Genomic DNA, 13,691 nt, shown 5'->3' with positions numbered 1-13,691 from the left:
GAGAAGTCTCTCGGGATCCACACCGAGGGTGACGAAAGCCCCCTGAGGTGACTCTGGGTCTTCAGTCGTCGATGGGTTCGTCAGTCTGGTCAGGCAGGAGGAATTTAATTTATCAAAAATTCAAAGTCAATATAATTATAAAATTATATTGACTGGTGCTCAGGGGCGCTTAAACGCCTTCGAGTATGGGCTCCGCGAGCTAGTCGTTGGTCGACTCGAGCCTCAAGACCTTCTCCCGCAACCACTCGGAGATGACCCCGTGCATGCCGGGAACCCATTCTTCGAGGGCGCCGATCTCGTCGTAGCCGCCGCGCTTGGCTTCGAGGAGGGCGTGGTTGCCGTTGGGGAAGGTGACCACGGTGAAGTCTTTGCCGTGGGCTTTGGCGACGTCTTCGATCAGCTCGGCGCAGAGCTGGCTCGGGTTGGAGCGGTCTTTGAAGCCGTAGAGCCACAGTCCGGGGCTCTTCTGGTTGGCGAAGTGGGAGCGGAAGCCGGGTTCCTTGATGGGTTCTTTGCGCAGCCGGGCGATGACCTCTTCGACGGTGCCACCGGTGGCGATGTTTTCGCCGGACCAGCGGCTGTGCTTGTCTTCGAGGCTGAGGGCGGTGGCGCCGCCGGAGAGCACGACGGTGAAGGCGATGTCCGCCGAGCCGGCGGCCTGGGCGGCGACCCAGCCGGCCTGGCTGAGGCCGAAGAGTCCGACCCGGTCGGCATCGACTTCCGGACGTTGGCGCAGGGCGCGCACCGCCGCCAGGGCGTCGCCGGCGCGGCGCGCGAGGAAGGGGTAGCCGAAGGTGCGGCCATCGGGCATGGCGTAGCTGCCGCCGGACTCGCCGATGCCTCGCTTGTCATAAGCCAGGACGGCGAAGCCCTCGCGCACCAGGTAGGCGGGAAAGTGGATGGCGTCGTGGCGGTCGCTGCGGCCGGAGCCGTGGATCCAGACGGCGGCCGGGAAGGGACCGTCTCCCGGTGGCAGGTGGAGGGTGCCGCGAAGCTCGGTGCCGGCGCTCTTGAAGGCGAAGGGTTCGCTGCGACCCTGGCAGCAGCGCTTGGCCTCGACGGTGCCGGCAGAGCTTTCCAGGGTCAGGGCCGTGACCTCGCCTTGGGCATTGCGGGTGAAGGCCAGGCGTCGCTCCACCGGAAATGGCACCGTGATCTTGGGACCGGCGAAGAACCGATCATCCCCTTGATGGAACAGGGTGCGACCCCAGCCCGTCTCGAGATCGATGGCGATCAGGATCTCGTCCATGGCGATCGCCAGGTGGTGGCCGGGGGCGAGCTCGTAGAGGCCGATGTAGGGCGCCGCCTGCTCGCGAGTCAAGGGAGGCGAGGACGTCAAGCTCAGCTTCATCGGGCGATCGCCGAATCGGCAGTCGCCGACCAGAAACTCGCCTTCGCGGCTGGCGTCGCAGGTGAGCTTTCGTCCCTGGAGACGGGTCTCCAGGCGAAGGTTCTCGCCGGCGAGCTTGCCCTCGATCGGGGACTTGAAGCGGCCCTTGAGCTGGCCTTGAATCTTCTTGCCGGAGGCTTCGAGCTCGATCAGGGTGGGCATCCAGACGGGCTCTTCGGTTTCGAGATCGCCGAAGCCGCCCATCCAGATCCCGTTGCCCAGGATTGGGTGATTCGGGAGTTGCCGGTCGGGGGGATCCTCGGTCGCGCAGCCGGGAGCGGCGAGGCAAACGAGCGCGAGAACCCCCAGAAGGAGGAACCGAATGCGGGCGGAGGCAACGGGCGGTCGATGGTCGAGATGCATGCTGGTGCTCCTAGAAGAAATTATCGATCACCTCCCAGGAGTACCCCATTCGGACCGCGCGAGTCGTGACCGGGCTCTGACCAGTCGTTGACAGGCGGTTCCTATGGTCGCCCGTGGAGCAGGAAGACTTCGAAGGCACGCATCAGCTCGTCGCCCTGGTTGCTGTTGGTGAAGATGACGTAGCCGTCGCCGCTGTCGGTGAAGAGTCCGAACTTGCAGTGGAAGTCGCCGTTGTTGCCGCCGTGCTCAACGAGGGGGCCGTGGGGAGTTTCCTGGACGAAGAAGCCATGGCTGATGCTCTGTGCCCACGGATTGCGATAGACGCGTTGCTCGACGGGAACCTCGACTCGTGGGGAGAGCATCTCGCGGTAGGTCTCCGGTTTCAGGCCGCGGCCTTCGGCGACGCCGATCATGAAGCGCGAGAAGTCCTCGGCGGTGGTGTGCAGGCTGGAGGCGGGGCTCGGGAAGTCGGCCCGTTGCCGCAGCACCGGCAGCTCGACGATGTGTCCCATGGCGGCGGTGGTGGATTGCCCGCGGTCGAGGGCGAAGTCGGAGTTGATCATGCCCAGGGGGCCGAAGACCTCCTCTTGGAAGAGGGTTTCGAGATCCTTGCCGGTGATTGCTTCGAGGACACGCCCGAGGTAGTTGAAGGCTTCGCCGGAGTAGTCGAAGCGGGTTCCCGGAGCGAAGTTGAGCTCGAGAGGGCCGCCCGACTCCCAGCCGCCGGGACCGCCCCAGGCCCAGTTCGGCAGTCCCGATTGGTGGGTGAGGATGTGGCGCGCGGTGAGGTTCTTGGAGCGCTCGTCGCCGGCGATGTTGGGGAACTCGAGAGCGCGATGGAGCGGCACATCGAGATCGAGGATGCCGCGCTCCGCCAGGCGCATGGCGAGGAAAGCGAAGACCGGTTTCGAAATCGAGGCGGCCTCGAAGAGGGTCGAGCTCTCGACCGGCGCGCCGGTGCGCCGGTTGCGGATGCCGTAGCTGCGGCGATAGACGATCTGACCCTGCTTGACGAGGGCGACGGAAACGCCGGGCACTCGGTAGTACTGGCGGAAGGCGTCGAGGAAGGTGTCGACGGTGCGGCTCGCGGCAGGGTCGAAGTCGTAGAGGACGCCGTGGGAGCGGAACAGGAAATCGGGCCGTTGCAAGGCGTTCAGCACGAGGGGAGGTGCCGCGGCAACGCGTCCCGGCCGCACCGTGGCCTCGACTGCAGTATCGGCGTCGAAATGCGCCGGCAGATCGTCGGCTCCACTTCCAAAAGGTTTCGAAACTCCGTGGGCGGCGCTGATCGAATAGCTGCCCGGGGGCAGGCGAACGCTGTACCGGCCGGCAGCGTCGAGGGTTGTTTGCACCGAGAGCTCCGGGTGATTCTGGGACCTGATGCGCACCCGCGGGGGCAGCGGCTGCTCGCTGTCGCTCCAGCGCACCTGGCCGCGCAGCTCGCTGAGGCGGGCGCCGTCCGCGAGGAGCACGAGATCACCCAGTCGATGAGAGTTGGCGCTCTTGCCCAGGCCCGGTCCCCAGATGTAAAGGGACGAGTCGGTATCTTCGGCGTCGACGTCGGCGAAAAGGTGGTCGAGGCCGAGGGTTCGGTTGGGCCGAATCAGCTTTCCTAGATGGAGCCGCCACTCGTAGAAAGTGCGATCACCGGCTCGGCGGACGGCGACCTCGGCGTTTCGCCAAGAAGGTGTGCCGATGCCTGGATCCCAGGCTGGGAGGGGCGCTTCGATCTCGCGGAAGGACTCGCCGGCCATCCAAAGCGTGTTGCCGGAGCCCGAAGGCTCGTGGCGGGCGTCGAGGTAGAGAAGGTGAGTGTCCTGACTCTCCCAGGTGGCGCCTTCGCTGTCGTCGATGCGGTGGGATTGGTCGCGCACTTCCACCGCCAGGTAGAGGGACCGGCTCTCGAGGTGGTAGCCGGCCCGGAACCAGGCGGAGAAGTCCGCCGCCCCTTCGGGTTCTTCGTCGTCGTGGAGGATGGTGGGTTCCCAGAAGGCACTCCAGTCCGAGAGATCGCCGTCGACGGTGATACCGGTGACCGGGTAGGCATAGCTGATGACGCCGTTGTTGGCATGGGCGGCGGTCGTGAAGCCCATCCCCAGGACGATGGCCGCGATCAGGAAGCCAAGGCGACCGGTGGGTTGCGAGTCGTGGTTCTGTTGCATCGAGACCTCCCTCCAGGGAAACGTCCGTCCGGGCGGGCGGAGCAGGCTAGGTCCCGGGAGGAACCGCCTCCCCGGGACCATGGATTCAGCAGATCAGGAAGAGTGACGGCGCGAGTGGTGCCAGTCGAGAATGCCGCCGAGATCCAGCCGTCGCAGTCCTTGGCGACGCGCCTCGGCCACCGACTCCGGGGTGACGCCCTGAATCTTGGCGGTGATGAAGCCGCTGATGTCGAGCTCGGCGCCGGCGTCCCGCAGGCCGCGAACGAACTCCGGGGTGACCTGGTGAATTCGCATGGCGATGAGCTGAGAAGCGGCCGGTTCGAGGCCCAGCACGTCGAGCTCGCGAACGAACTCCGGCGACACGTCATGCACCCGGAAGGCGACCAGCTGGCTGCCGTCGAGGTCGCCGTAACCGAGATCGACGAAGGCCGCGATCATCTCGGGCGTGACCTGATGAACTCGAAAGGCGATCAGCTTTTCGATCGGGAGGGGACCGATGCCGCTCGCTGCCATCGCTTCGATCCATGGAATGGTGACGCCATGCACCTTCATGGCGACGAGCTTGCTGTTGCTCGGTTCGTAGCCGGCGCGGTGGAGACTGCGAATCCAGTCGGGCTGAATGCCATGGACGCGGAAGGCGACGAGTTTTTTGCTGTCGCGGATCGTCTGGCCGGCTTCGCGGACGGCCTCGATGTAGTCGAGGCTGACGCCGTGGAAACGAAAGGCGATCAGCTGGCTGCTGTCGAGGTCCTCGAGGTCGGCACTGCGCATTTGGCGAGCGAACTCGAGGGTGACGTCCTGGAGCGCCATACCGAACTGGTGATGGTCGTCGACCTCGAAGTCGAGCGACTCCATCGAGCGAGCGAAGGACGGTGACGGCGTGAAGCGAAAGGTGCCGCTGCCGCGACCGTTGTCGATCCTGCCTTCGAAGTCGATCCGACCGGCCTCGCGTACCAGGGCGAAGCTGGCGCGATTGCTCGCTGACATCGCCTGACCGATGCCCTCGAACTCTCGGACCGCCCAGGTCGAGTAGTGCTGAGAGCGATGCTTGCCGCTGTCCGTTGTCAGGCCGAGCTCGATCTCGCCGGCTCGGTCTCCGACCTTCAGGGTCCAGTCACCCTGGGTTGGGGCGGCTTGGGCCGCTGGAACGGCCAAGATCCACAGTGCCGTGAGAGCCAGGAAGGCGAGGATGGTTCGTGTTCTCATCGTAGGACTCCTCTCGAATCGCGGTGACCGAGATACACCTCTCCCGTGCGGTGACGAGACACCGCGAGTTGCTGGTTGCTGACGAAGGCTCGGTTTTTCGTTTCGGCCGATCGGTGCCAGGGCATCCGGCGGCGGTTTTCCGGGACTATGCGCTGTCCATGATCAATCTCCTGCGGAAACCAGGACAGGTCATGACGGTTGTGCTCCCCGGCCGAGCTTGCCGGCGCGCTGCAGGGCGATCATTCGGGCGGCGCGGGGCGCCTCCCCATGCTCCCGAGCCCGGCGAGCCTGGGCGGTGGTGATGCCGTGCCGCCGCAGGGCGATGAAGTCTTCGACCCGGGGCTCGAAACCGAGCTCGAGGAACGCCGCGACCTCATCGAGGCGGACGCCGTGGACCTGGAGAGCGATGACCTTGGCCGCATCGAGATCAAAGCCCAGGGCTTGCCACTGGGCGATGGTCTCGGGGTCGATCTCGTGCACTTGCAGAGCGATCACCTCTGCGGGCTCGAGGGCCAGGCCGAGGGTTCTGAGCCCGGCGATCCGGCGGGGCGTCACGTCGTGAACCTTCAGCGCGATGAGCTGCTCGGCGCGCAACTCGAGGCCTTCGGCAGTGAGCTCGCGAGCGAACGACGGATCGATGCCGTGGGAACGCATGGCGATCAGCTGAGCCTCGTCGAGGGACGTGAGGAGAGCGGACATCTGGCGCACGTAGCTCGGCGTCACGCCATGGACCTTGAAGGCCACCAGCTCGCCGAAGTTTGGCGAAAGCCCCTCGCGGCGCAGGGCTCGAAGTTCTTCATTGGTGATGCCGTGGATCTCTAAGGTGGCCCTTTCTCGTGGCGAGAACTGGTTCAGGATGGAGCCATCGAGGGCCTCCTCAGTGTCGCCCCCTGGCGGCGATCCGGGGCGGCGAGTCGCCACCTTGGCCGGCAGCTTGGCTCGCGCCGGAGTCGCCGTCTCGGCGCGGCTTGCCACGGTCCTCGGTGTGGGTGGCTGTTCCGGCAGCGGTGGACTCGGCGCGGTGACGGCGATGGCAGTCGTGATGTCGTTCGCCCCGGACAAAGAGGGCTCCGCGACGGGCTGGGCCAGGGCGTGGCCGACGATCAATGCCAGGCCGAGGCACAGGAGGCCCGCCGAGCGGCCGCTGGGGCGTTCGGCAGCCATTCCGAGGATGCGCCGAACCCTGGTCGTCAGAGGACCGGAGTTGGCTCCCATGGCGAGGCGCGGCGCTCGGCGCCAGGCGGCCATCTCGGTGAGAGCGCGGGCGTAGTCGAGGGGATCGCAGTCCAGCGACAGCGCCAGGTCGTCACAGGAGTGCTCGCGCTCGATGCGGATGCGCCGGTTCAGCCACCAAACCGCCGGGTGGTAGAAGAGCAGCGTTTCGCTGGTCACCTGCAGCAGGTTGGCGAGGCCGTCCCAGCGCCGGATGTGGGCCAGCTCGTGGGCGATCACCAGGCGGAGCTGGGCCGGGGTCAGGCCGGTCAGAGCGGTGACCGGCAGAAAGACCACTGGGCGCAACCAACCGAGGACGGCGGGAGCCTCGAGCCAGGTGCAGACGCGGTAGCGGACCGCTCGAGCTATGCCGAGGTGGCTCTCCAGGGCCCGGCCGAGGGTGAGAATCTCCGCGGGTACCGGCAGTGATGGTCGTCGGCCCATCCGGCCCACCAACCACAGCCCCCCGGCGGCGCGCAGGCCAAAAGCGGCCACGCCCATCAGCCAGAGGAAAACCAGCCAGGGCAGGAGCTCGACCGGGGCGCTCGCTGGAATCGGGGCGGGGGTGGCGTGGGACGATTCCAGGGCGGCCACGACCGGTGCGAGAACAGTGGTCAGGGTCGATGCCGGCGCTGCCGAAGGGCTGGTGCCGAGGAGCCAAAAGAAGGTCAGCACCGGCGCCAGCACGCTCCCCGCGAGGGCCACCATCGCGACGCCATAGCGGATGGCCGCGCGGCGCCAAAGGGTCATGGCGAGGGCCGCGAGGGCTGCGAGGGCGGTGCCTTGCCAGAGGGCGTGGATCAGGCTCCAGCCGAGGGCTGAGACGACCTCCGACGAAACCCCGGCGAAGAATCCGGCGGCGAGGGGCATCACTCTTCGCTTTCCTGATAGTCGTCGATCAGGCGTTTCAGCTCGGCAATCTCGCCGGCAGAGACCTCGCGGCCGGCGAGGGCGTGCATCATCAAGTCGCTCGCCGAGCCTTCGAAGACCCTTTGCAATACGTCGCCGGCGAGCTGGCGCTTGGTGTGCTCGGCCGGTTGTCGGGCCTGGTAGACGTGGGCTCGCTGGCTCTCGTCGCGCTCGACCAGGTCCTTGTCGGTCATGATCTGCAAAGTCTTCAAGACCGAGGTGTAGGCCAGGGGCTTCGAGGCGCTCAGAAGCTCATGGACCCGCCGCACCGTCGACGGACCCTCAGCCCACAGGACGCGCAAGATCTCGAGCTCCGCTTCGGTGGGCTTTTTGGGGCGATCCCGACTCATGTCGCCAAGTTACTACGAAGATCTTCGTAGTGTCAACGGCGTACCGGCGTATCGGCCTCTTTCTCAGGGCGCCGCTACCGGCCGGATCAGTCCGATGGCGGGTTCGCCGAGACGGCTGCCTCGGTTGGCCTGGGAATGGTCGAGTGGCCCGAGATCAGGAAGCCTTCGACCCGCCGGCGCCGGCGGATCCCGGCGAGCTCGTGGTCCTGTTGCATCGCCTCGATCCGCGCCGCCAAGGCCGACCAGTCTCGCTGTTGCAAGGGAAGGTGAAGGCTGGCGAGGTCGCGGTTCCAGGTGCCTCGGTTGTAGGCCAGCGAGAGCAATGCGGTCTGGACCTCGGCCGGGATGTAGGCCTTGGTGAGGGTCGGGAACCGCCGGCGCAGGGCGCGCCAGTAGGGCTTCAGCAGGTAGGGGAATATCTCCGCCGCCGCTGGTTGATCGATCTGGACACTGCGCAGTGCGGGGTCCCGTTCGAGGAGGCGGTTGGCGGATTCACCCCGAACTCCCATCGCCCGCAGCATGGCGCGCCACTGGGAGGGCGTCGTGCGGTGCCGATAGGCGAGCTCGATGAGCCAAGGCTCGGCGTGGCCGAGGTCGATCCCCGGATCGAGAGTGACTCCGGACAGCCCGCCGGGCCAGTAAGGAGCCCCGACGTGACCTTCCCGACGGTGGATCCAGCCGGTATCGCCGCGGAAGCCGGGTAGGACTTGCGACGAGCCCTCGGGCTCGGGAGCGGGCGCTGGTCGAGGGTCGGGAGGAAGGTTTGGGCTCGCGATGGCAGGGAGAGGCCGCGGCGCCGGCGAGGTGGGCTCGGTGATCGCTGGTCGCGACGCCCACCGGTCCTGGTGCTCACGCACGATCGCTGCGGACACGACGCCACAGGCGGAAAGGGTCAGAACGACGGTGGTTTCCAGGAGTCTCTTGGGCATCTTTGAGGACCGAGGTCGACGTCACCTTCGGGCCAGCCTGCCAGCGCAACGGGCGGTCTTCAATGGCACCTTTCCTTGAGTTTTGGTCTGTTGCTTGATCAATCCTTCGGCGGAGAAGAATCCCAAAGAATCCGGCTCATTGATGCCGTGAGGATTGGTATCGAAAATGTCCGGGATTTGATCGTTCGATGGTTGAGCGGCGCCGGCTGACGACCCACCTTTCGGGTCGAGGCGCCAGGAATCGAAGGGAGCTCGAGATGACGACGCTGGTGTCCGATCGTGAACCGGAAGACTGCCGAGAGGCTGCCCTGGAGATCGACCTCACGGCACAGCCGGCTCAGCGCATCGAGGCTTGGGTTTCGAAAGCCCTCGCGGGAATTCCCCTCACCTTCGAGGCACCCTCCGAGCTGCTCGACGGGACGGCGGTTTCGGCCTATCCGATGGGACTCGAGGATTCGACCTATCTTCATCGAACGACCCGCTCGCGGCCTGCTTTCGGATTTCGTACGCGGTACCTGATCTCTGCTTGGGCCGCGACCAGCACCGCCGCACACAAGACCCTTGCGAGGCTGTTCTTTTCCGCCCAGGACGAGGCGGGTTTCGAAGTCGAGCTGACGGCCAATGATCCAGGTCTTTGGCAGAGCTTCGGAATCCCGCCTCGTCCTGCCTTTTTTCTCATGCTTCCAAGTCTGCGGGAGAGTGTCGAGCCGGTGTTGCCGCAGGCAAGCCAGCCGATTCGGCTCGGGTCCTCGGTCACGGTGCCGCTCTTTGGCCGGGTGTTGGGCCCGGGCGACCTGCCGGTGGCGAGGGCTCGAGTCGGTCTCCCCTCCCTCGATCAAGCGGCTCACACCGATGACGAGGGTCGTTTCATCTTTCCAGCGGTTCCGTTGGAGCCGCCGATTCAAGAGTTGCGAGTTCGCGCCGGTGGTGTCGTTCGCGTCGTGACTCTCGAGTCGGCACCGGTTCCCGGAGAACCGGTGCACGTTCGCTTCGAGCCCTGATGGAGGAAGATCATGCCAACCTACCTGACTCCAGGAATCTATGTCGAAGAGGTCCCCGGCGGTGCCCGGCCGATCGAAATGGTGGGTACGAGCACCGCGGCCTTCGTCGGTGCTGCTCCCGCCTCCTCGGCGCGTCCGAACGAAGCGGTGGCGATCAACAACTGGACGGAGTTCCTGAAGGTCTTTGTCCAGGAAGGGGATGCCAGTACGCCTCTCTCTCAAGCGGTCTTCGGTTTCTTTCTCAATGGGGGTGGTCGCTGCTGGGTGGTCAACGTGGGTGCCGGAAAGCCGGTGGTGGCGGCCGGCAGTGAACGGGGAGGCCTCCAGCTGCTCGAAGAGGTCGAGGAGATCTCGATCGTTTCGATTCCGGGGTACCACGATGCGGCGTCCTATGAGGCGGCCCTTTCTCATTGCGAAAAACTGCAGGATCGGGTGGCGATACTCGATCCTCCGATGGACCCTTCGAGTATCGATCAGTTGACCCGCGTCATCACCCCCGATCTGCCGCCGGCCGGTGGCGACAAGGGCAAGGACGATGGTGGATCTGGGAAAACCAAGAAGGGGGGCAGTGCTGCGGGTCTTCGTCCGCGAGTGAGCGACGGGGGCTTCGGAACCTTTTACTTTCCCCGCATCGCGGTTCGCGATCCCCTGGCCGGGGACCTGGTTTGGGTGACGCCGTCCGGTCATCTCGCCGGTATTTGGGCGCGCACCGATGGTACCCGTGGAGTTCACAAGGCGCCGGCGAACGAGGTCGTTCGCGGTGCCCTCGACGTTTCCTATCGTCTGACGAGGGATGAGCAAGGTGTGCTCAATCAGAAGGGCGTCAACTGCATCCGCTTCTTCGCCGGCGAAGGCATTCGCGTTTGGGGAGCGAGGACTTTGGCCCCCTCGAGTAGCGAGTGGCGGTACCTCAATGTGCGGCGGCTATTCATCATGGTCGAAGAGTCGATCGCCCGCAGCACCCGATGGATCGTTTTCGAGCCCAACGACCGCTCTCTGTGGAAGACGATTCAGCGCGATATCAGTGCTTTTTTGGAAAGGGTTTGGCGCAGCGGTGCCCTGATGGGGAGTACGCCCGAAGAGGCATTCTTCGTCAAGTGTGACGAGGAAACCAACCCGACCGAGGACATCGATGCCGGCATCGTGACCACGTTGATTGGGCTGGCCCCGGTCAAACCTGCCGAATTCGTCGTTTTCCGCATCAGCCAGCAGGCTCCGGGTGCGGCCGGTGACGGGTAACCCCTGGACTCGCTGAACGAGGAGAACGAGAAATGGCCGAGAACTCCAAATGGCCCGATCCACTGCGGGCAAGCAACTTCAAGCTGAACATGCAGGGCATCGAGGGGCATTTCGTGTCTTGCGAAGGACTAGGTGTCGAGATGGAAGTGCTCACCTTTCGCGAGGGCGGGCAGGAGGTCAAGTATCTCCCGGGCTCGGTGAGCTACAGCCCGGTCACCCTTTCCTACGGCGTGACCTCGGCGGCCAAGGAGCTCTGGCAGTGGATGGAGGCGGTGATGAAGGATCAGGACGCGCGTAAAAACGTTTCGGTCTTGGTGCTGCAGAACGACGGCTCGACCGAGGCCATGCGGTGGAATCTCGATGGCGCCTGGCCCTGCCGTCTCAAGATCGGTCCCTTCAATGCAGAGCACAGCGGTGTCCACATCGAGTCCTTGACCCTGGCTTACAGCCGCTTGACCCTGAAGTAGGCCGGCGAGCGACGTGATGCTGGACGAAGCGGGGGATGGAGATCGTCTCGCGGACGATGAATCTGCGCGCTGGCCGGCGCTTCCGGCCGAGCGGTCGCAGGAGCTCGAGATGGCGTCGGAAGCGTTCGACGGCTGGCGGGACTCACTGCGCCGGCGATGGTTGGAGAGGGAGCAACGGGGGGAGTCGTGGAACGGGTGGCCTTTCTGATCGAAGAGACCGGTGAGCGAGTTCGCTGTCTGCTCAATCCCGAGACGATCGAGATTCGACGCACAACCGGGACTCGCCGTCGCACCTGGCGTGGTGGTCCGTTGGTGACCGAAGGTCTGGTCGACGATCCGGTGCTGGCGAGCGGTGGCGGCTCGACGGAGTTGGATCTGCAGCTGCTCTTCGATCTCGCTGCCGAGGGTGCCGATCGCGCCCAGGGAGATGTCCGGCGTTTGACCCGTCCGCTGTGGAAGATGGCCGAAGAGCAGGCGCCGCTGGTGCGCTTCATCTGGGGCAAGACCTGGAACATCCCGGCGATGGTGGCGGCGGCGGCGGAGCGCCTCGAGCAGTTCGACCTCGGTGGTGCGCCGCGCCGCTCGTGGCTCTCCCTGCGCCTCCTGCGAGTGGGTGAAGGCAGTGGGCGCCTGGGATCGCGATCCCCAGCGCGCCCCGGGGCGGGGCGTCGCGCTGCCGGGCGGGGCTCGGCCTCCAGCGTTCACGAGCCGCTGGCGGGCGATGGCTCGGGGAGTGCCGGCAGGCGTCTGGACGAGGTCGCCGCCAGTCACTACGGCGATCCTTCCCGGTGGCGCTTGCTGGCGGCGGCGAACGACGTTGCGGATCCCTTCGATGTACCGGTCGGAGTTCCTCTGATCCTGCCCGAGGTCGAGCCGTGAGTCTGGCCATCGAGCACACCCCGACACCGCGCTGCAAGCTGGCCGGAAGGGCCCTGGCGAGGGATTGGATGGGCGCTCTGGAGGCGATCCAGGTGCGAGCCGCCCTCGGACTTCCGACGCAATGCGAGCTGACCTTCGGTGGCGCGGCCTTGGGCACCCTGTCGCGGGGTGGATGGAAGGTCGGGGCGGCTCTCGCGGTCGATCTGCCCGACAGCTCGTCGCCGCTCTTTCGCGGCGAGGTGACGGGGATCGAGCAGCACTACCTCGCCAATGGCGACCGGCAGGTGCGGGTGCGGGCTTACGATGCCCTGCATCGGTTGCGCTGTCGTCAGACCCTCGCGGCTCATCGCCAGCTTTCCGTCGTCGAGCTGGCGCGGGAGTTGGCCGGTGGCCTGGGCCTGAAGGTGGAGTCGGTCGAAAAGGGTGTGCGGCGACGCCTCGTCATTCAGAACCGCGGCAGCGATCTCGATCTGCTGCGGCTGCACGCGGAAGCGGTGGGTCTCTATCCGGCGGTGCGCGATCGCCGTCTCTTGTTGCTCACCCTCGAGGGATCCGGCGAGCGGGTCGACCTGCGCCGCGGCAGTGAGCTCTTCGAGGCTCGCTTCGACGTTGACGGATCGCGACCTCGCGGCGTGGTTGCCGGATTCGGCTGGGATCCGGCGAGCGGAGAAGTGGTGACGGGACGGGCACGCCGCGGGCGGCGGGGTGGAGCCTCTCCCGCTGCCGGCCAGGCGGGACCCGTCGCGATGCTCGACCTGGGGGTCGAAGCGGCGCCTCAGATCAAGGCCCGCGCAATCGGGGAGCTCGATCGCGCCGCCGGCCGCGAGCTTTCCCTGTGGGGGGTGGCGCGGGGCGATGGGCGACTGCAGCCCGGCGTGACGGTCAAGATCTCGGGCGTTGACTCGAGCCTCGAAGACTCCTATGTGCTCACCGCTGTGGTGCATCGCCACGATCGCCAGTCTGGTTTCGTTTCGGAGCTGTCCTCCTATCCCCCGAAACCTCTCACGGTGCCCTCGGCGGCGGCGATCGTGCCGGCCCTGGTGACCGCCGTCGACGATCCCGATCGCCTCGGCCGGGTCAAGGCCCGGTTACCGACCTTCGGCGAGCTCGAGACCGACTGGATGCGAGTCGTTTCGCCTGGCTTGAGCGGTAATCGTGGCCTCGTGGCCTTGCCCGACGTTGGCGATCAGGTGGCCCACGCCCTCTGCCAGGGAGACCCGGCCCGCGGCTTGGTTCTCGGTGGGCTCTTCGACGGCGGCTCCTTGGACCCTGGCGTGGAAGGCGGGCGCGTCCAGCGGTTCCGCATTCAAGCCGGTGAGCAGTACCTCGCGCTGGACGACAAAAAGGGCACCGTTCGGGTCGAGAACCAGGGCGGTAGCTATCTCGAGCTCTCCTCCGATGGTTTGGTGGTCCATGCCGCCGGCAATCTTCGACTCGAGGCGCCGGGCAAGAAGATGATTCTGCGGGCGGCTCGCATCGACATGGAGAAGGGCTAGCCCGCCCTTCTCACGAGCTTTCCGCTGCGAGTCCGTATGTCCGCGAATCTGCTGCGTTTTCCGTCGCCTGCTCTCCTCGCAGTACGTC

At 65.9% G+C, this 13,691-nt stretch carries 11 protein-coding genes; 5 read left to right on the top strand and 6 right to left on the bottom strand.

Translation table 11 applies throughout. The features are described 5' to 3' along the window. Positions 1-199: 199 nt before the first annotated feature. The 6 genes from AAF604_05455 to AAF604_05430 form a co-directional block, all read right to left on the bottom strand. The gene (locus AAF604_05455; GenBank protein MEM7049081.1) at positions 200-1,594 is read right to left on the bottom strand and encodes a prolyl oligopeptidase family serine peptidase; all 1,395 of its coding nucleotides are present in this window, start codon (positions 1,592-1,594) and stop codon (positions 200-202) included. Between the two features lie 260 nt (positions 1,595-1,854). Continuing rightward, positions 1,855-3,915, bottom strand: coding sequence for a serine hydrolase (locus AAF604_05450; protein ID MEM7049080.1), 2,061 nt, complete (start codon positions 3,913-3,915; stop codon positions 1,855-1,857). A gap of 93 nt (positions 3,916-4,008) precedes the next feature. Next, complete coding sequence (locus AAF604_05445; protein ID MEM7049079.1) at positions 4,009-5,121, bottom strand: hypothetical protein; 1,113 nt, start codon at positions 5,119-5,121, stop codon at positions 4,009-4,011. A 189-nt stretch (positions 5,122-5,310) separates the two neighbouring features. After that, positions 5,311-7,203, bottom strand: a complete 1,893-nt coding sequence (locus tag AAF604_05440; protein MEM7049078.1) for a M56 family metallopeptidase — start codon at positions 7,201-7,203, stop codon at positions 5,311-5,313. After that, entirely contained in the window at positions 7,203-7,592 is a 390-nt protein-coding gene (locus AAF604_05435) for a BlaI/MecI/CopY family transcriptional regulator (protein MEM7049077.1), read from the bottom strand. The genes AAF604_05440 and AAF604_05435 overlap by 1 nt, the downstream gene beginning before the upstream one ends. 86 nt (positions 7,593-7,678) lie before the next feature. Next, positions 7,679-8,521, bottom strand: a complete 843-nt coding sequence (locus tag AAF604_05430) for a hypothetical protein (protein ID MEM7049076.1) — start codon at positions 8,519-8,521, stop codon at positions 7,679-7,681. Positions 8,522-8,778: 257 nt separating this feature from the next. Here AAF604_05430 and AAF604_05425 point away from each other — a divergent pair, with 257 nt between their 5' ends. The 5 genes from AAF604_05425 (at position 8,779) to AAF604_05405 (ending at position 13,603) form a co-directional block, all read left to right on the top strand. Further along, the gene (locus AAF604_05425) at positions 8,779-9,522 is read left to right on the top strand and encodes a hypothetical protein (protein MEM7049075.1); all 744 of its coding nucleotides are present in this window, start codon (positions 8,779-8,781) and stop codon (positions 9,520-9,522) included. Positions 9,523-9,534: 12 nt separating this feature from the next. After that, entirely contained in the window at positions 9,535-10,761 is a 1,227-nt protein-coding gene (locus AAF604_05420; protein ID MEM7049074.1) for a phage tail sheath C-terminal domain-containing protein, read from the top strand. Positions 10,762-10,793: 32 nt separating this feature from the next. After that, positions 10,794-11,228: a phage tail protein gene (locus AAF604_05415; GenBank protein ID MEM7049073.1), complete on the top strand. Its 435-nt coding sequence runs from the start codon at positions 10,794-10,796 to the stop codon at positions 11,226-11,228. A 195-nt stretch (positions 11,229-11,423) separates the two neighbouring features. After that, the gene (locus AAF604_05410) at positions 11,424-12,107 is read left to right on the top strand and encodes a hypothetical protein (GenBank protein MEM7049072.1); all 684 of its coding nucleotides are present in this window, start codon (positions 11,424-11,426) and stop codon (positions 12,105-12,107) included. Beyond that, a complete protein-coding gene (locus AAF604_05405) occupies positions 12,104-13,603 on the top strand; it encodes a phage baseplate assembly protein V (protein MEM7049071.1) in 1,500 nt (499 codons plus the stop codon). The genes AAF604_05410 and AAF604_05405 overlap by 4 nt, the downstream gene beginning before the upstream one ends. Positions 13,604-13,691 lie beyond the last annotated feature (88 nt).

It is taken from the genome of Acidobacteriota bacterium (genome assembly GCA_039028635.1).
Taxonomy (GTDB): domain Bacteria; phylum Acidobacteriota; class Thermoanaerobaculia; order Multivoradales; family JBCCEF01; genus JBCCEF01.
This window is presented reverse-complemented; position numbering and strand designations above follow the sequence as displayed.